Below are 20,226 nucleotides of genomic sequence, written 5' to 3'. Positions count from 1 at the left end.
GCCCCCCGCGCGCCCCAGCGTCCCGGTCGCCAGCGCCGTGGCGCCGTCGATCTCGCGGTACAGCGCCTCCAGCTGCGCGGTGGCCTTGCCGAAATAGCCGCGCCGTTCGTCATCCGCCAGGCTGGCGGCGCGCGCCAGCGACGAGCGCGTCAGTTCGTCCATGCCCTCCAGCGCCTGCCGCACCCGCCCGGCGGCGGCATCGATCTGCGCCGCCAGCGCCGGCGCGCCGGTTCCCGCGCGTTCCAGGTTGCGCGCGATGTTCGCGCCCATGTCGCGAGCGCGCGCCAGCCCGGTGTCCACCGCCAGGCGCTGCGCCGCGCCCGGCTCGCCGGCCGCCAGCGCCGCCGCCGCGCGGGCGCGCACCTGGCCCAGCGTCTCGGCCGCCACGGGCAGGTCCTGATAGGCCGCCGCGATCAGCGCGGACGCGCCCAGGTCCGCATCGAGACTGAGCTTGAAATCATCCAGCAGCGTGTTCTTGAACAGCAGCAGCCGCGCGACCAGCGCGGTATGACGCTCGAAGCTCGCTGGCGCGGCGATATCCGCGTCATCCACCTGCTTGCGCAGCGCGCGCCATTCCTGGGCCAGCGCATCGAGCGTGGCAAGCGCCGAGGCGGGCGCGGCCGCCTCGCGCAGCCGCGTGTCCAGCTCGCGCCATTGCGCATCGACGCCGGGCGCCAGCCGGCGCCGTTCCTCGCCCGCCTCGCGGCCCCCGTTCAGATGCAGGTTGGACAGCCCGCGATGCGCCTGCACCAGGCGCACGGCCTGCAGCAGCGAGGCGACCGGGCGCGCGCCCGCGGCTTCCAGGCGCTTCTGCGCCGCGGTCTCCCACGACGCCTTGACGTACAGCAGCAGCGGGACGGCGAACAGGATCAGGCTCAAACCACCCAGCAGCAGGAATTTGCGCTGTAGCGGCAACATGCCGAGCAGACGTTTCATATTCGTACTTCCCTATAGTCTGGCCGGGCTTCCCGCCATGTCTGGCGTGTCGTGACCGGCAAAACTCCTTCAATCCGCTTACGGCGGGCGGGTGACAAACTATAGAGCTGCTTCATGGTCGGTTTGTCTTAAGTCAAACCGGAGCCGAATTTTCCGCGCCGCGCGGCCGGCGCGCGGGCGCGCCTGCGCTAGGCCGATCTGCCGCCGAACACCATGCAGACCGGGCTGCCGGTGCGCGTTTCTCCCGGCGCGCGCGTCAGCGCGCCGCTCGCGGCGTCGACACGGAAGGCGACGATGCTGTCGCTGTCCTCGTTCAAGGCATACAGCCAATCGCTGCCCGGCATCAGCGTCATGAAGCGCGGCGTGCGTCCGCCGGACGCCACGGCGCCGATCCAGGACAGGCGGCCGCTGGCCGCGTCCACCCGGAAGGCGGCGATGCTGTCGTGCCCGCGATTCGACACATACACGCGTTCGCCCCGGGCATCGACCAGGATGGCGGCGGCGCGATTGTTGCCGGTGTGCGTATCCGGCACGCTGGGCAGGATCTGCATCGCTTCGAGCGCGCCGCTGGCCGCGTCATACCGATAGGCCGTCACCGTCGAATCCAGCTCGTTGACGCAATAGGCGTGGGACGCCGCCGGGTGGAACGCCAGGTGCCTGGGCCCCGCGCCTTCGCGCGCCACGGCGGCCGGCGACGCGGCGGCGGTCAACCTGCCATCCGTCCAGCGAAACGAGAAGATCCGGTCCAGCCCCTTGTCCGGCACAATCACGTGGCGGCCGTCGGGCGCGAAGGGATTGGCGTGCGGCTTGGCCTGCTTCTGCTCGACCCGGTGCGGGCCCGGCGTCCCTTCCAGCGGCAGCAGCTGACAGGCCGGCCCCAGTTCGCCATCGGCGCCGATCGGCAGCACGGCCACGCTGGCGCCGATATGGTTGGACACGATCACGTGCCGTCCCGTCGGGTCGATGGCCAGGTGCACGGGATTCAGGCCGCCCGTGTCCTGGCGGTTCAGCGCGCAGATCCGCCCGTCGCGCCCATCGACCACATAGGCGCTGATGCCGCTGGTGTCGCCGTGCACGGCATACAGCCGGTCGCCGCGCGCGTTCAGCGCCAGGTACGAGGGGTTCACCAGCCCTTCCTGCAACTGCACGAGTTCCAGCCGGGCGTTGGCCGGATCCACCTTGAACACCGAAATGCCCGTGCCGCGCGCATTGCGCTCGCGGGTGGTGCGACAGCCTAGGTATGCGTACATGCGGCCTCCCTGCCCTGCGCGTTACCCGCCGGATCCGTGTTCATGGCCGCTTCCTCACTTGTCGGCGGTGATGCCAGCGCGCTCGACGATGGCGGCGTACTGCCTGCTCTCGCTGGCGATGAAGGCGGCGAACTCGGCGGGCGCCAGCGGCGCCGGCTCGCCGCCCTGCTCGCGCAGGCGCTGCGCCAGCGCCGGATCGGCCAGCGCGTCGCGCACCGCCTCGTACACGCGCTGCACCACCGCCGGCGGCGTGCGCGCCGGCGCATACAGGCCGAACCAGTTTTCCAGCGCGTAGGCCGACAGGCCCGGCGTCTCGGCGATGGCGGGGATGTCCTTGGCGAAGCTGGCGCGCGTGGCCGACGTCACCGCCAGCGCCTTCACGCGCCCGCCCTGGATGAAGGGCGCGGCGCCCGCGTAGCTGACGAAGGTCATGTCGACATTGCCGCTGGCCACGTCGGCCAACTGGCCGGACGCGCCCTTGTACGGCACATGGACCATGGTGATGCCGGCCAGCGATTGCAGCAGCTCGCCGTTCAGGTGCTGCGGGTTGCCCACGCCGCTGGTGGCATAGGTCAGCGCGCCGGGCTTGGCGCGCGCGCGCTCGACCAGCTCGGCCACGCTGGCGGCCTGCAGGGACGGCCCCGCCACCAGCACATTGGGCACGCGCGTCACCAGCGTCACCGGCGCCAGGTCCTTCTCGGGCGAGTACAGCATGCGGCCCTTGTAGACGTAGGGATTGATCGCCGTCTCGCCGGCCGAGCCCAGCAGCAGCGTGTAGCCGTCGGGCGCGGCCTTGGCCACGTATTGCGCGCCCAGCATGCCGCTGGCGCCGGGCTTGTTCTCCACCACGATGCTCTGCTTGAGCGTGTCGCGCAGCTTTTCCGCCAGCAGGCGCGCGATGGCGTCGACGCCGCCGCCCGCCGAGAAGGGCACGATCAGCGTGACCGGACGGCTGGGATAGTCCTGCGCGGCGGCGGGCGCGGCAGGGAGGAAGGCCCCCGCCGCGAGCGGGGTCAGGGCGGCAAGCAGCCGTCGGGTAAATCGCATGGCAGTCTCCTGTGCCGGCATTGGGTTCGGGCTGGGACTGGTCCGCCCGCGCTGCGCGGTCCGGCCGGTCCTCTTTTTTCTATATTGCATTTTTAAATCTGAAAATGCAATAATGCCGGCATGGATACTTTCCCCGATTTCACGCCCGCCACGCTGCGCGTGGGCGCGCGGGCCTACCGCATCGTCGACCTGCCCGCGCTCGGCGCGGACTACCCGCGCCTGCCCGTGGTGCTGCGGCTGCTGCTGGAAAACGCCGTGCGCCACCAGCGCGGCGCCGAACGCGCGGCCACGGTGGCGGCGCTGTTCGACTGGCTGCGCGACGGCGCCAGCGCAGCGGAAATCGCCTTCCAGCCCGGCCGCGTGCTGATGCACGACACCACCAGCACGCCGGCGCTGGTGGACATCGCCGCCATGCGCGACGCGCTGGCCGAGGCCGGCGCCGACCCGGCCCTGCTCAACCCCACGCTGCCGGTGGACGTGTCGGTCGACCATTCGCTGGCGGTGGAAGTGCATGCGCGCCCGGACGCGGCCCGCATCAACATCGGCCACGAGATCCGCCGCAACGGCGAGCGCTACCGCTTCCTGCGCTGGGCCGCCGGCGCGCTGCGCGGCGTGCGCATCCATCCGCCCGGCACGGGCATCATGCATACGCTCAACCTGGAACAGCTGGCCGTGCTGGTGCGCGAGCTGGACCTGGACGGCGAGCGCTGGGCCGCGCCCGACATGATGATCGGCACCGACAGCCACACGCCCATGATCAACGGCATCGGCGTGCTGGGCTGGGGCGTGGGCGGCCTGGAAGCGCAGACGGTCATGTTCGGCATGCCCACCATGCTGCGCATTCCCGACGTGATCGGCGTGGAACTGACCGGCGCCCTGCCTCCCGGCGCACTGGCCACCGACCTGGCGCTGACCGTCACGCAGCGGCTGCGCCAGATCGGCGTGTCCGGCGAGTTCGTGGAATTCTTCGGCCCCGGCGTCGCCACGCTGTCCGCCGGCAGCCGGGCCGTGGTCGCCAACATGGCGCCGGAATACGGCGCCACCACCGGCTACTTCCCGCCCGACGAACGCACGCTGGACTATCTGCGCCAGACCGGCAGAAGCTCGGACGCGCTGGACCTGGCGCGCGCCTACCTGCGGCGCAACGGCCTGTGGTTCGATCCGCAGGCCCGCCCCCGCTACACGCGCACGATCACCATCGCGCTGGACGACATCGCCAGCCACGCGGCCGGCCCGCGCCGGCCGCAAGACCTGTTGCCGCTGGCCGGCGTGCCCGCCGCGCTGGTCGCGAGCGGCCCGCGCGCCCCGGGCACGCCGGACGGCCTGCCGGCCTATCCCGTGGCCATCGCCGCGATCACCAGCTGCACCAATACCTCGGACCCGGCGCTGCTGATCGCGGCCGGCCTGCTGGCGCGCAAGGCGCGCGCGCGCGGACTGGCCGCCGCGCCCTGGGTCAAGACCTCGCTGGGGCCGGGATCGCCCGCCGCCGCCAGCTACCTCCGCCGCGCCGGGCTGCTGGACGATCTGTCCGCCGCCGGCTTCGACATCGTGGGCTACGGCTGCACCACCTGCATCGGCAATTCCGGTCCGCTGCCCGAACGCGTGGCCCAGGCCGCGCAGGCCGGTCACGCGCGGCCCGTGGCCATCCTGTCGGGCAACCGGAATTTCCCCGGCCGCGTGCATCCCGACCTGGAGCTCGGATTCTTGGTGTCGCCCCCGCTGGTGGTCGCCTATGCGCTGGCCGGCGACGCCGAGCGCGACCTGGCCGCCGAGCCGCTGGGCTTCGACGCCGACGGCGCGCCGGTCCTCCTGCGCGACATCTGGCCCACGGACGAGGAAATCCAGGCCTGCCTGGACGCCGGCCTGGACGCCGCCGATTTCGCGCGCGACTTCCAGGCGGCGCAGGCCAACCCCGACTGGCACGCGCTGGCGGCGCCCTCGGGCACGCGCTTTCCCTGGCAGCCGGACTCCACCATCCTGCGGCGTCCGCCCTTCGCCGCGCTGGACGCCGGCAGCCTGCTCGGCCAGTACACGGCCCATCCGCTGCTGGTGCTGGGCGACGACGTCACCACCGACCACATCTCGCCGGCCAGCGCCATTCCGCCCGACAGCCTGGTGGCCGATTTCCTGGCGGCGCGCGGCGAAGACCGGCGCGACCTGAATGTGTTCGCCTCGCGCCGGGGCAACTGGGAAGTCATGCTGCGCGCCGCCTTCCACAGCCGCAGCCTGGTCAACCTGTACGCGCCCGTGGCGCCGGTGGCGCACACGCTGCACGCGCCCTCGGGCCAGACGCTGCCGCTGTGGGAGGCCGCCGCGCGCTACCGCGACGCCGGGCTGCCAGTGGTGCTGGTCGCGGGCGAGCGCTACGGCACCGGATCGTCGCGCGACTGGGCCGCCAAGGGCCAGCGCCTGCTGGGCATACGCGCCGTGCTGGCGCTGAGCTTCGAACGCATCCACCGCAGCAACCTGATCGGCATGGGCATCCTGCCGCTGCGCCTGCCGCCGCAATGGGGGCCGACCCGCCTCAAGCTCGCGCCCGGCGACCGCATCGAAATCAATGCGCCCGCCAGCGCGCTGCGGCCGCGCGCCACGGTGCCGGTGCGCGTGCTGCGCGCCGATGGCGGACAGCTCGCTTTCGATGCGATCGCGGCGGTGGAAACGCAGCTGGAAACCGAGCTGCTGGCCGCCGGCGGCGTGATGCCGCGCATCCTGCGGCACGCGCTGGACACGGCCCCGGAGCGTCCGGACGCCGCATGAAACCGGGTTACAGTGGAGCGCATGAAATCGCAGAGCTCCATCGCCGCGCAGATCGTGGGCCTGATCCAGGCCGAGGCCATGCCGCCCGGTTCGCACCTGCCCGCGCAGATGCTGGCCGACAGGCTGCGCTTGTCGCGCTCGCCGGTCAACGAGGCGCTGCGCCAGCTGGCCGACAAGGGCCTGGTGACGCGCATGCCGAACCGCGGCTATTTCGTGGCGCAGGACTTGCCGGATGCGCTGGTGCTGTCGCTGGACAACGCGCCGGATCCGACGCGCGAGGCCTACTTCCGCATCGCCGACGACCTGCTGGGCGGCGCGCTGCCGGATGCCGTCACCGAGTCGCTGCTGCGCCAGCGCTACGGCTTGACGGCCAGCCAGCTGAACGCCGTGCTGGACCGCATCGGCGCCGAAGGCTGGATCGAGCGCCGGCCCGGCTACGGCTGGGAATTCTCGGCCATGATGCGCACGCCCGATGCGCTGCTGCAATCCTACCGGCTGCGGCTGGCGCTGGAGCCCGCGGCGCTGCTGGAACCCGGCTACCGGCTCGATCCCGCCGTGCTGGCGCGCTGCCGCCAGGCCGAAAAGCATCTGCTGAACGGCGGCATCGAGACCGACAGCGCGGACCAGCTGCACGATCGCGGCGTGCGCTTTCACGAATCGCTGGTCGAAGCGTCGGGCAACGCCTTCTTCATCGACGCCATCCGCCGCGTGAACCGCGTGCGCCGGCTGCTGTCATACCGCTCGATGCGCGACCGCAAGCGCTACCGCGAACATTGCGAGCAACACCTGCACATCCTCGACCTGCTGGAACGCGAACGCAACCAGGAAGCCTCGGACGCGATGCGCGAGCACCTGTCGAGCACGCTGCACAACATCGCCCTCATCACCCCCATCCTGCGTTCGCCCGACGCCAGGCCTCCGAACGCGCCACCCTGATCCGCGGGCCTCGACCCGCGCGCCTGCCATGAGCCCATCCATCGCCCTAGCCTTCTGCCCCACCGGAAAACTGCGCGCCGCGATCAATCTCGGCAATCCCATCCTTGCCCGCCTGGACGCGGCCAGCGGCCAGCCCGCCGGCGTCTCGATCGACCTGGCGCGGGCCTATGCCGGCGAGCTCGGCGTCGAGCTGGAGCTCGTGGTGGTGGACGCCGCCGGCAAATCGGTCGACATCGTGACGCAGGCGCAGGCGGATATCGGCTTTTTCGCCGTCGATCCCGTGCGCGGCGCGGGCATCGCCTTCACCGAGCCCTATGTGCTGATCGAGGGCGCCTATCTGGTGCGGCAGGACTCGCCGCTGCGCGCCAACGAAGAAGTGGACCGCGCCGGCCTGCGCGTGGCCGTGGGCAAGGGCAGCGCCTATGACCTGTACCTGACGCGCGAGCTGAAGGCGGCCGAGATCATGCGCGCGCCGACCTCGCCCGCGGTGGTCGACACCTTCCTGGAACAAGAGCTGGACGTGGCCGCCGGCGTGCGCCAGCAGCTCGAGGCCGACGCAGCCCGCCATGCCGGGCTGCGCCTGCTGCCGGGCCGCTTCATGGTGATCCGCCAGGCCATGGGCTGCCCCAAGGGCTATCCGGCCGAGGCCCAGCGCCACCTGGCCGATTTCGTCGAACGCATGAAGGCCGGCGGCTTCGTCGCCGGCGCGCTCGCGCGCCACGGCATCCAGGGCGCATCGGTGGCGCCGGCGGCGGTCAGATCGGAATCGGCGGGCGCCTGACCTCGGGTTGCAGGCGTCGGGCCTCCTCGATGTGCCGGGCCGTGTTGCGCACGATGGCTTCCAGCACGCGCCGGCCCTTGTCCGCGTCGGCCACGGTGGCGTCGCCGCTGATGCCCGACTCGTGTCCCCGCAGCATTTCGTCGGCGGTGATACGCACCGAGATCACGTTCTGGTCGAACGGCGGCTGATAGGGCATGGGATTGGTCGGGAACGATCCGCCCGTCTGATGCGGCTTGCCGGCAGCAGCCTGCGACATGTCCACCAGGTCCGGACGCCAGTGCAGCATGAACGAGGTCTCGCTGTCGCCGCCATGGCCGTTTTCCCCGGCCTGGCAGATCTCGCCGACTTCCCTGCGCGCGATCAGGCCGGCGTCGACCACGGACACGTAGGCGCCGGTGGAAAAGCGCAGCTTGGCCGCGGCGATCTCCATCGGCGGCAGGTTGGCGATACGGTTGCCGTTGACGAACACGATCTTCTTGAAGCCGTGGTGGATCAGCGATTCGCCGATGTCCACCATCACGCTGATCAAGGTCTCGGGACGAAAGGTCAGCGCGCCGCAATAGGCCAGGTGATGCGGCGACCAGCCCACGTGCTGCGGCGGCGCGACCAGCGTGCCGGTGGCCAGGGCCGCGCCTTCGGCCACGGCGATCGCCCAGCCGGTGTCGACCATGAGCGGGGTGTGGCGGCCGTGCTGTTCGGTGGCGCCGATCGGGACCAGGATCAGGTCGTCGTGCTTGAGATATTCCTGGACCGAAGTCCAGCTGCGTTCGTGCAACCAGGGGCTGGAGGTCAAGAGCATGATGGTTCTCGCGGGATAAGGGATGGACTGCGGGTGCGACAGGCGGCGCGGCGCCCCGCAGGACGCCGCCGGCCTCACTGGAGCTTGATGCCGGCCTCCTTGATGACCTGCTTCCATTTCACGTTCTCGTTGCGCATCAGCTGCGTGAAGTGCGCGACCGAACCGCCCTGCGGCAGGATGGACAGCTCGGCCAGCCTGGAGCGCACCTGCGGATCCGCCAGCGCGTCATTGATGGCCTGGTTGAGCGTGTTGACGACGGCGCCGGGCGTGCCCGCCGGCGCCACGAAGCCCAGCCATTGATCGATCTCGAAGCCCTTCAGGTCGGGGTACTCGGTGACCGCAGGCACGTCGGGAAGGAAGGGAGACCGTCCGGCGCTGGTCACGGCCAGGGCCCTGAGCTTGCCCGCCTTGATGTAGGGCAGCGCCTCCGGCGCCAGCGCCACCATCACCGGAACATGACCGGCCATCACGTCCTGCAGGGCCGGCGCGCCGCCCTTGTACTGCACGCTTTCGGCGTCGACCTTGGCGTACTTCTTGTACATCTCCATGGCCAGGTGGCTGGGCGTGCCGGTGCCGGCGGTCGCGTAGCTCACGCGGTTGTTCCTGAGATAGTCGGTCAGCTGCGGCACCGTCTTGACCGGCGTCTGGGGATGGACCACGATGAAGCTCGGCATCTTGACGGCGGCCACGACGGGCGCGAAATCATGCAGCACGTCGTAGGGCAGTTGGTACAGCCAGGGATTGACGGCCAGGCCGGCCATGGTCGCCAGCATGATGGTGTAGCCGTCGGCGGTGGACTTGGCCACGTAGGCCGAGGCGATCTGCTCGCTGGCGCCGGGCCGGTTCTCGACCAGCACCGGCTGCCCGAACTTCGCGGCCAGCTTCTCGCCCAGCATGCGGGCCACCACGTCGGTCGAGCCGCCCGGGGCATAGGGCACGACGATCTTGAGCGGGCGCTCGGGAAAATCGGCGGCCGCCGCGCCAGGCGCGGCCGCGGCCAGGACGGCCCCGCCCAGGACCACGGCGCGCAACGCCGCGATCCAGCCGTCACAGGGAAATATGTGCTTCCTCATTGCGAACTCCTTGCGGATGGTCGCCGGCCCATCGTTCTCGGGCTTGCCGCCCGGCTACGACTTGTTGGTCTGGGTACTGCCTGTGCAACGGAACAGCTTATGAATGCGCTTGCCCGCGCCCTTGAGGCCATTCCTCGGCGCGGACAATGAACAAGACGCGGCTCAGGACGCCGCCGCCAGAATGGTCCGCAGCTGCGCGAGCAGCCCGGGCCTGGGGGCCGGGAAGCGCTCGTCCAGCGCCGCCGTGCCCACCGTGAAGCCCGCCGCGCCCGCGTCGCGCACGATCTGGATGCGCGCCGTGGTGTCGATGGAGCCGGCCATGATCACGGGCACGTCGGCCTGCCGGCAGACCTCCGCCATCAGCATCGGCACGTCGACGCTGGCGCGATAGGCCAGCAGGTCCAGCCCATGCACGCCCGGCATCGCGCCGATGCGGCGGGCGCTGGCGACGATCTCCTCCAGCGTGCCGCCCAGGATGCTGGGGTGGCCGTAGACTTCGCCGGGAAACGGGTAGTAGCGGATGCGCGAGCCGGCCAGCAGCGGCAGCACCGCGTCCACGTGCGTGCCGCCCAGCAGGTAGTCCACGCCCAGTTCCAGCGCCACCCGCACCGACGTCAGTTCGCTGTCCAGGTCCTGCGATACCACTTCCAGATAGCTGGACGCGCCCGCCGCCCTGATGCGCTGGTTCAGCCGCGCCAGTTCTTCCACCGGCTGGCCGATGTCCTTGAAGCCGATGTGGCGCACGCCGGCCTCCAGCGCGGTTTCCAGGTACTCGGCGGCGCCCGCGACGGTGCGGTCGTTGCGCGTCAGCATGAAGATGAAGTCGGGATGGCTCATGGCGTCTGATCCTAGGAATGGGCGGCGAGGCGGAAGGCGTAGTCGATGGCGGTCTGCAGGCTGGCCGGATCGGCCTTGCCCTGCCCGGCGATGTCGAACGCCGTGCCGTGGTCGGGACTGGTGCGCACGAAGGGCAGGCCCAGCGTGATGTTGACGCCCTGGTCCAGGCCCAGGTACTTGACCGGGATCAGGCCCTGGTCGTGGTACTGCGCCACCACCACGTCGAAACGGCCCTGGCGCGCCTGCATGAAGACCGTGTCGCCGGGCCAGGGGCCGCTGGCGTCGATGCCCTCGCGCCGCGCGGCCTCGATGGCCGGCAGGATGATGCGGGCTTCCTCGTCGCCGAACAGCCCGCCTTCGCCGGCGTGCGGATTCAGGCCCGCCACCGCCACGCGCGGCGCGGCCACGCCCAGCGCGCGGCCGCCCTGGTGCGCCAGCCGGATGGCCGACATCTGCGCGTCGAAATCGGCGCGCTCGATGGCCTGCCGCAGCGAACAGTGGATGGTCACGAGCACGGTGGCGATGACGTCGTTGGCCAGCATCATGGCCACGCGCCCGGCGCCGCCGCGGTCGGCCAGGATCTCGGTGTGCCCGGGATAGGGCACGCCGGCGGCGGACAGCGCCTCCTTGTGGATGGGCGCGGTCACCATGCCCGCCACGCGCCCGTCGCGGGCCAGGTCGATGGCGTGGCAGATGGCCTGGTAGGCGGCCTTGCCGCTGGCCGGATCGACCCGCCCCAGCGGCGGCAGGGCCGCCATCTCGGACGAAGGCAACAGGCGGATGGCGTCCGGCTCGAAGGCCGCGGCGGACACGGCCTCGCCCACGTCGCGCACCACGCGCAGGCGATCAGCGGCGCCCAGGGCATCGAGCGCGCGCGCCATCACGGCGGCATCGCCCACCACCACGCAGCGCCGCGCGTAGTCGGGCTGCAACAGGGTCTTGGCGACGATCTCCGGGCCGATGCCGGAGGGGTCGCCCATGGTCACGGCCATGGGCAGTGCGGAAGCGGACATTGAGGGCTCCAGGAGGAAAGGGACGGTTAATGGCCAAGCAGGCGCCAGGCGGCGGCGCGCAGCGTATCGGGGCCGCCGAAGCCGCCCGCCTTCATCGCGAGCAGCAGGGAACGGTCGCGGCCGGCCAGGCCGGTGACGCCCAGCGGAAAGCCGGGCTCCAGTTCGGACAGCAGCGTGAAGGCATGTATGGCCTGCGCGTCGAGCAGGGCGGCCATGGTATCGCCGCCGGTGGCGATCAGGGCGTCGAAGCTGTGCGCCATGAGCGCGCGGCGGGCCTGCCTGACCAGCCCGGCCAGCACCCTGGCCGAATCGCCGTCGGGCTGCGCGGGCGCCTGCAGGAACACGACCGCGGCGTCGGCGCGGATCTCGTCGGCATCCTGGATGCGCTGCGCGCCGGCGGCCTGCAGCGCGGCGCATTGTTCATGGCTGACGCGGTTGGCGCTGCCCACCACGACCAGCACGCGCGACGCGCGGCGCGGGGCCAGCGGCGTGGCGGCGCGCGCGCCGAGCTGGAAGGCGAGCGCCTGCGCCATGCCGGGCGACCCGGCCCACAGACAGGCGTGCAGGGACAGTTGCGCCACGCGGTCGTTCAGCGCCTGCTGGCTGCTGGCGTCCAGCACCAGCACGCGCGCCTTGCCGGCGGCGGCGCGCAGCTCGGCCGCGCTCGCGTCCTCGGGCACCACGATGGCCGGTCCCAGGGCCGGATCGATCAGGTCCAGGATGCGCGAGGTGCGCGCCGGGTGCACGGGATCCTGGCCATAGGCACTGGCGGCCACCAGCTTGCCATGCACGTACTGGTTGCCGCCCAGCGTCAGCCTGCCCGCGTCGGGAAAGGCCGGCGCCACCACCAGCAGCTGGCGGCGGCTGGCGCGGAACGCGGCCGACAGCTCTTCGCGCACATGGCCGCGCAGCGTCGAGTCCATGGTCTTGTACAAGGTGCCGCACTCGGCCAGCGCCCGCGCGGCGCGCCACACGACCTGGCCGGCCTCGGCCTCGCCGAGCGCGCGGCTGCCGGTGTCGACCGACAGCACCGGCGCGTCGGAACGCGTCAGGCCGCCCCGGCTGATATGCGCCACGCCGGCCCATTCCATGAAAGGGCCGGCGCCGTCGGCGGCGCTGGTCAGGTCGTCGGCGATGATGCCGACCTGGTTCGCGGGGTCTTTCTGTGTGTTCATATTGGTGATTAAAATGCAGATCACCAAGCAGAAAAATCCATACTTTCTGACTTTTTATGGTGATGGAAACTCACCAATGAAAACGACCCGACGCCCTTCCCTGAACGACATGCGCGCCTTCGAGGCCGTCGCCCGGCTGGGTTCCATGCGCGCGGCCGCCGACGCGCTGGCGCTCACCCACGGCGCGGTCAGCCGGCGCGTGGCCAAGCTGAGCGACGACCTGGGCCTGGAGCTGTTCGAGCCGGCCGGCCGCGGCCTGCGCCTGACGACCGAAGGCCAGGCCCTGGCTTCGGCCATGGGCCGCGCGCTGGCCCTCATCAACGACACCATCGACTCGCTGCGCGACCGCGACGCCAAGCGTCCGGTGGTGCTGTCCTGTGAACGCTCGGTGGCGATGCGCTGGCTGATCCCTCGGCTATCCGCCTTCCAGGACAGCCATCCGGAGATCGAGCTGCACCTGTCGGTCGGCGGCGGGCCGCTGGATTTCTCGCGCGACCAGGTCTCGCTGGCGCTGCGCCGGCTGGACTTCCCCGTGCACCCCGACTGGCGCGTCACGCCGCTGATGCGCGAAAGCATGGGGCCGGTCATGACCCCGGCCCTGCTGCCCGGCTTCGAGGCCGGCGACTATGTGGCGCTGGCCTCGCGCACGCGCCCGGCGGCCTGGGACGACTGGCTGGGCCAGCAGCCCGGCCGCGCCGCGCCGCGCGCCACGCGCTACCTGGACCACCATTTCCTGATCGTCGAAGCCGCCGCCGCCGGCCTGGGCGTGGCGCTCTGTCCGCGCATCCTGGCGCTGGACGACCTGCGCAGCGGCCGGCTGGCCGCGCCGCTGGGCTTCGCGCCCGACGGCTCGGAATACGGCCTGATCGAACCCAAGGCCGCGCCCCCCGGCGCGGCGCCGGCCCTGGCGGCGCTGAAGGACTGGCTGACCGGCGCGGCGCGCGAGGCCGACGCCTGAAGACAGCGTGGCCAGACGGGCCTCTCGCGGTTGACGCGAGTCGCGCGTCTGCCTAGGCTGCGCATCTCACCCACCCACACAAGGCATGGCGCATTCCATGGTCACCTGCTATCTCCGCTACGTCATCGACCCGTCCAAGCTGGCCGAATTCGAACACTACGGGAAACTCTGGATCCCGCTGGTCGAGAAATTCGGCGGCAGCCACCACGGCTACTTCCTGCCCTCCGAAGGCGCCAACAACATCGCGCTGGCGCTGTTCACCTTCCCCAGCCTGGCGGCCTATGAAACGTACAGGAATCAGTCCAAGGACGATCCGGCATGCGCGGCGGCGTTCAAGTACGCCGAAGACACGCGCTGCATCCTGAGCTACGAGCGCAGCTTCTTCCGGCCGGTGTTCGGCTGATCACGGACGGGGCCGGCGCGCGCCGGTCCCGTCCGCGTCGCGCTCAGGACAGCTCGCGCCCCTTGGTCTCGGGCAGCAGCAGCGCGGTCAGGATCACCATCACATAGGCCCCGGTGGCGAAGGCGCCGATGGCCCAGGCCAGCCCATGCGTCTGGCTCAGGAAACCCACCAGACTCGGGAACAACGCGCCGATGCCGCGCCCGAAGTTGTAGGCGAAGCCCTGTCCCGTGGCGCGCACCGAGGACGGGAACAGCTCGGTCAGGTAGGCGCCGATGCCGCTGAAGATGCCCGAGGCGGCGAAGCCCAGCGGAAAGCCCAGCACCAGCATCTGCTCATTGCTCAGCGGCACCTGCGTGTACAGGTAGACGCTGGCCGCCGACAGCACCGAGAAGATCAGCAGGTTGGCGCGCCGGCCCAGGCGGTCGGCCAGATAGGCGCCGACGATATAGCCGCAGAACGAGCCCAGGATGATGACCAGCAGGTAGCCGCCCGTGTTCAGCACGGACAGGTTGCGCTCGGTCTTCAGGAAGGTCGGCAACCAGGTCGTGATCGCGTAGTAGCCGCCCTGCACCGCCGTGCACAGCAAGGAGGTAACCACCGTGGTCTTGAGCAGGGCCGGCGAGAAGATCGCCCAGAAGGACGTGCGCTGCGCCGCGTCCTTCTGCTTGGCGAGGTTGCGCTGGAACACCTCGGGCTCGGGCACGTGCTTGCGGATGTACAGCACCAGGAAGGCCGGCAGCACGCCGATCCAGAACAGGCTGCGCCAGGCCCACTCGGGCGGCAGCAGCGAGAAGGCCAGCGTGTACAGGATCGCCGCCGCGCCCCAGCCCACCGCCCAGCCGCTCTGCACCGTGCCCACGGCCTTGCCGCGATGCTGGGCGCGGACGATCTCGCCCATCAGCACCGAGCCGACCGCCCACTCGCCGCCGAAACCCAGGCCTTGCAGCGCGCGCAGCACGAACAGCTGTTCGAAGTTCTGCGCGAAGCCGATGGCCACCGTGCAGACCGAGAACCACAGGATGGTGTATTGCAGCACGCGCACGCGGCCGTAGCGGTCGGCCAGGATGCCGGCGAGCCAGCCGCCCAGCGCCGAGAACAGCAGCGTGACGGTGCCCAGCATGCCGGCCTGACCCTTGTCTATGCCCCACAAATTGATGAGCGTGGAGATCACGAAGGTGAAGACCATGAAGTCGAGCGCGTCGACGGCCCAGCCGCCAAAGGCGCCGATGAACGTGCGGCGCTCGGTGACGCTGAGCTCTTTGTACCATTGCATGCGGATGCCTCTTTGATGTTGCAAGGGGAAGATGCGCGCGCGGATGCCACCGCGGCGCGGATGAATAAGCGATGCGGGCTTGCCTGGCCCCCGCGTGGCCAGGGCGTTCAGGCCGCCGGGAAGCCGTACAGCCGCTGCGGGTTGTCCACCAGGATGCGCTTGCGCATCTCCGGCTCCGGCGCCCAGTCCGCCAGCTGGTTGCGCAGCCTGCCCGTGTCGACCATGCGCGTGATGTGCACGTGGGGCCAGTCGCTGCCCCATACCAGCCGGTCGGGGGCGGCCTCGATCAGCGCCCGCGCCCATGGCGTGACATCGTCGTGGCTGTCGTGGCGTTCGCTGATGCGATAGGCGCCGGACAGCTTGGCCCACCAGCCGTGTTCGCGCAGCAGATGGCGCATGGCCTGGAAGCCCGCGCTGTCCGTGCGCTGCGCCACCGGCATGTGACCCATGTGATCGATCACGCCCGGCACCGGCAGCTTGCGCATGCGCGGCATCAGCTCGGGCAGCTGGCGCGCATCCATCAGGAACTGCATGTGCCAGCCCAGGCCGGCGATGCGCCGCGCCAGGGTCTCCATCGCGTCGAAGCCGATGCCGCCGCCGAACAGCACGTTGATGCGCAGGCCGCGCACGCCGGCGGCGTGCATGGCCTCCAGCTCGGCGTCCGTCACCGTGGGCGCCACCACGCCGATGCCGCGCAGCCGGTCCGGATGGCGGCGCAACACTTCCAGCATGTAGCGGTTGTCGGTGCCGTAGACGCTGATCTGCACCAGCACGCCGCGCGCCATGCCCTGCGCGTCCAGCATGGACAGATAGGACTGCTCGGTCGCCGGATGCGGCGTGTAGCTGCGCTCGGGCACCATCGGATAGGCCTGCGCGTCGGCCGCCACGACGTGCGCGTGCGTATCGCAGGCGCCCGGCGGAATCTCGAAGCTGGCCGCTTCGACCCGTTCCTGGGGCGGCAGGCAAAAGGGAACGTCCCGCCCGGGACGCGTCGGACTGCTGCGCATGCTGTTCCTTCCTGAAGCTGACATACGAACGCCGGCGGATCGCGGCTGCGGGCCGGCGCAACGGGCGCAATACTAGGTCCAATCGCGCACGAATGACTCGGTGAAAACCCTCGTCAAAAAGTGAACGAAATCAGACATCTAGAAGAGTCACGCCCGTCCCGCTCGTCCAATATTTCCGCTCATGAAGCTGCAACCTGCGGCCTGAACAATCCCCGCATGACAAGGCGAGGCCGCGTCGCCCGACGCGCGGCATGGAGGACGATCCGATGGACTATCTGGTGGCGTTCTGGAACCTGGAAAACCTGTTCGCGCCCGAGGGCTACCCCGAGCGCGAACCCTGGCTGGCCGACAGGCTGCGCAACGACCTGCGAGGCTGGACCCCGGAGCTGTTCGAGCGCAAGGTGGCGCAGCTGGCGGCTATCATCGCGCGGATGGGCGACGGCCAGGGGCCCGACCTGCTGGGCGTCTGCGAGGTCGAGAACCGCCATGCCCTGCAGGCCCTGGCCGAACGGCTCAACGCGCTGCTGCCGGACCGCGCCTACGACATCATCCACGTGGACGCGGAACGCGAGCAGCGCGGCATCGACACGGCCTTCATCACGGACGGCAAGCGGCTGAAACCCAGGCGCAAGGAGCTGTTCTCGCACTGGGTCATGCGCCGCACCGGCACGCGCGACATCACGCAATGCACCTTCGTCACCGCCGCCGGCAACGAGCTGATCGCGCTGGCCAACCACTGGCCGTCGCGCTCGGCGCCGGCCGGACGCGGGCCGCAATATTCGGCGGGTTTCCGCGCCACGGCGGGCGAAACGCTGGGCTACTGGCACGAGCGCATCCGCGAGGTGAAAGGGCCCGACGCGGCCATCCTGGCCATGGGCGATTTCAACGACGATCCGTTCGACGCCTCGCTCACGATCCACGCAGGCGCCACGCGCGAGCAGGGCGACGTGGCGCGCGCGCAGAGCGCCCGGTTCTACAACCTGAGCTGGCGCTACCTGACGCAGGCCGCGGTCGACCATCGTGGCAAGGCGCGCGATCTGGACGGCACGCTGTATTTCAGCGGCGACGGCAATGTGTTCGACCAGATCCTGGTCGCGCGCGGCCTGCTGGCCGGATCCGGCGCGCTACGCGCGCGGGTGGAAAGCGCGCGCATCGAAGCCTATCCCGAGATGGTGGACCATCGCGTCGGCGAAGGGCCGATCCGCTTCGGCCTGCCCAAGGGCGACGCCGCGCGCAACGTGAATGTGGATGGCTACAGCGATCACTTCCCGGTGTCCGTGCGCATCGACGAAGCGGACTGATCCGCCGCTGGCCCCGGCAAGGATCACGGCCGGGGCCGGGGCCGGGGCCTTCCCCCGCCCCGGGCGCGAAAACAACAATCGTTGCAATCGCGGCAAAGAGTTCAATTTTCCGAATTCGAATTACGATATATTTCAACGCATAACGACGCACCATCCGGCGATCGCCCCAAAGCTGCACGGCCTGGACCGGACCACAAGAAGAGCTGTTGCCCGACCCTGCGCGACAAGCATGGCGGGCGCCACCGGGAGAGGGACATCATGCGTTCGCGTTTCGTCGTGGCCGCGGCATTGTGCTTTGCCGCCCTTTTCACCACCGCGCAAGCCGCGCCCGCGGCACAGGGCAAGGATCCGCTGAGCCTGGCCTACAACATCAAGCCCTGGACCGGCGACCTGGATGGCATGAAGAAGCGGCATCAGGTCCGCGTGCTGGTGCCGTACAACAAGACGCTCTACTTCCTGGACAAGGGCGGCGCGCAGCGCGGCCTCATCGTCGACATGATGACGGAGTTCGAGAAGAGCCTGAACGCCGGCATCAAGGCGCACCACGAACGGATCCACGTGGTCTTCCTGCCCACGCCCCGCGACCGGCTGATCCCGGACCTGCTGGCAGGCAAGGGCGACCTCGTCGCCGCCAACCTGACCATCACGGACGAACGCCGCGCGCAGGTGGACTTTTCGCATCCGCTGGCATCCGGCGTGCGCGAGCTCATCGTCACCTCGGCGAGCGCCGCGCCGCTCGCGTCGCTGGACGACCTGGCGGGCAGGGAAGTGCTCGTCAACCCATCCAGCAGCTATTACAGCAGCCTCAAGACGCTCAGCGCCGCGCTGCAGGCGCGCGGCAAGCGCCCCATCGTGATCCGCGACGCGCCCGGCGTTTTCGAAACCGATGACATCCTGGAAATGGTCAACGCGGATCTGGTGAAGATCACCGTCGCCGACCGCTATCTGGCCAATTTCTGGAAGCAGATCTTTCCCGGCATCGTCGTGCGCGAGGACCTGACCGTGGACGCCGGCAACGACGTCGCCTTCGCCTTCCGCAAGGACTCGCCGCTGCTCGCCGCCACGATCAATCCCTTCATGGACACGCATCGCGGCGACACCGCCTTCGGCAGGCAGCAGTTCAAGAAGTACCTGATGTCGACCAAATGGGTGAAGCACGCGGCCGATCCGGAAGACCTGGAACGCTTTCATCGCCTGACCACGCATTTCCAGCGCTATGGCCAGGAGTACAACATCGACTGGCTGCTCATGGTGGCCCAGGGATACCAGGAATCGCGGCTGAACCAGAACGCCAAGAGCGCGGTTGGCGCGATCGGCGTGATGCAGATCATGCCCGCCACCGGCAAGGAGCTGCAGGTCGGCAGCATCCACGTCGAGCAGAACAATATCCGCGGGGGCATCAAGTATGTGCGGCAGACGATAGACCACTACTATGCCAACGAACCCATGACCGAGCTGGACAAGGGCCTGTTCGCCTTCGCCGCCTACAACGCCGGCCCTGGCCGCGTGAACAGGCTGCGCAAGGAAGCCGCCAAGCTGGGGCTGGATCCCAACGTCTGGTTCAACAACGTCGAGCGCGTGGCGTCGCAACGCATCGGCCGTGAGACGGTCCAGTACGTCAGCAATATCTACAAGTACTACATCGCCTATTCGCTGATCCGCACGCAGGGCGAGGCGAATGACGCCGGCGGACTGGCGACCCGCTGACATCTGCCGCCCCCGCGCGCCCCGCCGCCGCGGACGCGCGGCGCGCCCTCCTCGTCTCTGCTATGGTCTGTCCTTCGCCGCCACGCCGCCCAGGACGCCATGCCCGTCACGCCTCCGCCAGACCTGCGCTTTCGCATCGCAGCCAAATCCGATTGCGACGCGATCCTGCGCGCGCTCCAGGAACTGGCGGCGTCGCTGGGCGTGCCCGAACGCCTGCGCAGCACGCGCGAGGGCCTGGAGCGCCACGGTTTCGGTGAGCGGCCGGAATTCGAAGTGATGCTGGCCGAGGACGCCGGCGGTTTCGCCGGCATGTGCCTGTACTTCCCCTTCTTCTCGACCTGGGTGGGCGAGCCCGGCATCTACGTGCAGGATCTTTATGTGGACGCCGCCCGCCGCGGCGCGGGCATCGGCGAACGGCTGCTGCGCGAGGTCGCCCGGCGCGGGCTGGGCAATGGCTACACTCATCTCCGGCTGACAGTGGACGACGGCAACGCGGGCGGCGCCAAGTTCTACCATCGGCTGGGTTTCGAGAAATCCCCGGACGAGTATGTGCACAAGCTCGCCGGCGACGGCTTCCTGCGCTTCTGCCTGCCGCCTGGCCACAACGAACAATGAACCGATCCAAGGAGCACGCGTGAATCCCGATGTCCTGAACGCCCCGGTACGCGCGCTGGACGCGCCCACGGCCCTCTGCATCGCCGGCGCCGGCGCGGCCCGTCCCTGGGGCGTCGCGGCCGGCATGGCCGATGCCGCCGCCGGCCGCGCGCTGACGCTGGATACGCCGTTCCGCAGCGCCAGCAACACCAAGACCATGACCGCGGCCATCGCGCTGCGCCTGAAAGAGCGCGGCCTGCTGGACCTGGACGCGCCCATCGCCGGCCTGCTCTCGCCGGCGCACCTGGACCTGCTGCGTTCGGCCGGCTACGCCTGCGACGCGATCACTGCGCGCCAGCTCATGCAGCACAGCGCCGGG

General features: G+C 70.1%; 19 protein-coding genes. 9 read left to right on the top strand and 10 right to left on the bottom strand.

Annotated features, from left to right (window positions below; translation table 11 throughout):
* From KDH83_RS13900 to KDH83_RS13890, 3 genes are all read right to left on the bottom strand, one after another.
* Positions 1–936 (bottom strand): nitrate- and nitrite sensing domain-containing protein (locus KDH83_RS13900; RefSeq protein WP_212316667.1); only part of this gene is annotated, 936 nt, incomplete at its 3' end.
* A 188-nt stretch (positions 937–1,124) separates the two neighbouring features.
* The gene (locus KDH83_RS13895) at positions 1,125–2,186 is read right to left on the bottom strand and encodes a lactonase family protein (protein ID WP_212316665.1); all 1,062 of its coding nucleotides are present in this window, start codon (positions 2,184–2,186) and stop codon (positions 1,125–1,127) included.
* Between the two features lie 54 nt (positions 2,187–2,240).
* Entirely contained in the window at positions 2,241–3,233 is a 993-nt protein-coding gene (locus KDH83_RS13890) for a tripartite tricarboxylate transporter substrate binding protein (protein WP_212316663.1), read from the bottom strand.
* Positions 3,234–3,353: 120 nt separating this feature from the next.
* On the opposite strand from KDH83_RS13890, the gene acnA reads away from it, so the two are divergent.
* Genes acnA through KDH83_RS13875 form a run of 3 tightly spaced genes read left to right on the top strand, consistent with a single transcriptional unit; the run spans position 3,354 to position 7,707 of the window.
* The gene (gene acnA / locus KDH83_RS13885) at positions 3,354–5,990 is read left to right on the top strand and encodes an aconitate hydratase AcnA (protein ID WP_212316661.1); all 2,637 of its coding nucleotides are present in this window, start codon (positions 3,354–3,356) and stop codon (positions 5,988–5,990) included.
* A 21-nt stretch (positions 5,991–6,011) separates the two neighbouring features.
* Positions 6,012–6,926 carry a GntR family transcriptional regulator gene (locus KDH83_RS13880; RefSeq protein WP_212316659.1) on the top strand — a complete coding sequence of 305 codons (915 nt, stop codon included), beginning with the start codon at positions 6,012–6,014 and terminating at the stop codon, positions 6,924–6,926.
* Between the two features lie 28 nt (positions 6,927–6,954).
* A complete protein-coding gene (locus tag KDH83_RS13875) occupies positions 6,955–7,707 on the top strand; it encodes an ABC transporter substrate-binding protein (RefSeq protein WP_212316657.1) in 753 nt (250 codons plus the stop codon).
* Here the strand turns inward: KDH83_RS13875 and KDH83_RS13870 are convergent.
* From KDH83_RS13870 to KDH83_RS13850, 5 genes are all read right to left on the bottom strand, one after another.
* On the bottom strand, positions 7,682–8,506 hold the full coding sequence (locus tag KDH83_RS13870; RefSeq protein ID WP_212316655.1) for a creatininase family protein: 825 nt from the start codon (positions 8,504–8,506) through the stop codon (positions 7,682–7,684). The genes KDH83_RS13875 and KDH83_RS13870 overlap by 26 nt on opposite strands.
* Before the next feature lie 74 nt (positions 8,507–8,580).
* Positions 8,581–9,579, bottom strand: a complete 999-nt coding sequence (locus KDH83_RS13865) for a tripartite tricarboxylate transporter substrate binding protein (RefSeq protein WP_212316653.1) — start codon at positions 9,577–9,579, stop codon at positions 8,581–8,583.
* A gap of 162 nt (positions 9,580–9,741) precedes the next feature.
* Positions 9,742–10,416, bottom strand: coding sequence for a 4-hydroxythreonine-4-phosphate dehydrogenase (locus KDH83_RS13860; RefSeq protein WP_212316651.1), 675 nt, complete (start codon positions 10,414–10,416; stop codon positions 9,742–9,744).
* Positions 10,417–10,427: 11 nt separating this feature from the next.
* Complete coding sequence (gene pdxA, locus KDH83_RS13855; RefSeq protein WP_212316649.1) at positions 10,428–11,429, bottom strand: 4-hydroxythreonine-4-phosphate dehydrogenase PdxA; 1,002 nt, start codon at positions 11,427–11,429, stop codon at positions 10,428–10,430.
* A 26-nt stretch (positions 11,430–11,455) separates the two neighbouring features.
* Positions 11,456–12,604 (bottom strand): four-carbon acid sugar kinase family protein, encoded by a 1,149-nt coding sequence (locus KDH83_RS13850; protein ID WP_212316647.1) that lies wholly within the window; start codon positions 12,602–12,604, stop codon positions 11,456–11,458.
* 76 nt (positions 12,605–12,680) lie between these two features.
* On the opposite strand from KDH83_RS13850, the gene KDH83_RS13845 reads away from it, so the two are divergent.
* Together KDH83_RS13845 and KDH83_RS13840 are read left to right on the top strand one after the other, a co-directional pair.
* On the top strand, positions 12,681–13,562 hold the full coding sequence (locus KDH83_RS13845; protein WP_212316645.1) for a LysR substrate-binding domain-containing protein: 882 nt from the start codon (positions 12,681–12,683) through the stop codon (positions 13,560–13,562).
* Between the two features lie 97 nt (positions 13,563–13,659).
* Positions 13,660–13,965, top strand: a complete 306-nt coding sequence (locus KDH83_RS13840) for an NIPSNAP family protein (protein ID WP_212316696.1) — start codon at positions 13,660–13,662, stop codon at positions 13,963–13,965.
* 43 nt (positions 13,966–14,008) lie between these two features.
* Here the strand turns inward: KDH83_RS13840 and KDH83_RS13835 are convergent, their stop codons facing one another.
* On the bottom strand, positions 14,009–15,238 hold the full coding sequence (locus KDH83_RS13835) for an MFS transporter (protein ID WP_212316643.1): 1,230 nt from the start codon (positions 15,236–15,238) through the stop codon (positions 14,009–14,011).
* Between the two features lie 107 nt (positions 15,239–15,345).
* Entirely contained in the window at positions 15,346–16,245 is a 900-nt protein-coding gene (locus KDH83_RS13830) for an amidohydrolase family protein (RefSeq protein ID WP_212316641.1), read from the bottom strand.
* A gap of 251 nt (positions 16,246–16,496) precedes the next feature.
* On the opposite strand from KDH83_RS13830, the gene KDH83_RS13825 reads away from it, so the two are divergent.
* The 4 genes from KDH83_RS13825 to KDH83_RS13810 all read left to right on the top strand — a co-directional run.
* Positions 16,497–17,546, top strand: coding sequence for an endonuclease (locus tag KDH83_RS13825; protein WP_249205101.1), 1,050 nt, complete (start codon positions 16,497–16,499; stop codon positions 17,544–17,546).
* A 258-nt stretch (positions 17,547–17,804) separates the two neighbouring features.
* On the top strand, positions 17,805–19,253 hold the full coding sequence (locus KDH83_RS13820; RefSeq protein WP_212316638.1) for a transporter substrate-binding domain-containing protein: 1,449 nt from the start codon (positions 17,805–17,807) through the stop codon (positions 19,251–19,253).
* 99 nt (positions 19,254–19,352) lie between these two features.
* The gene (locus tag KDH83_RS13815; RefSeq protein ID WP_212316636.1) at positions 19,353–19,868 is read left to right on the top strand and encodes a GNAT family N-acetyltransferase; all 516 of its coding nucleotides are present in this window, start codon (positions 19,353–19,355) and stop codon (positions 19,866–19,868) included.
* 19 nt (positions 19,869–19,887) lie between these two features.
* Positions 19,888–20,226 (top strand): serine hydrolase domain-containing protein (locus KDH83_RS13810; protein ID WP_212316634.1); only part of this gene is annotated, 339 nt, incomplete at its 3' end.

Origin of the sequence: Achromobacter sp. Marseille-Q0513 (assembly GCF_018195695.1) — a bacterium.
Taxonomy (GTDB): Bacteria; Pseudomonadota; Gammaproteobacteria; order Burkholderiales; family Burkholderiaceae_B; genus Achromobacter.
This window is presented reverse-complemented; position numbering and strand designations above follow the sequence as displayed.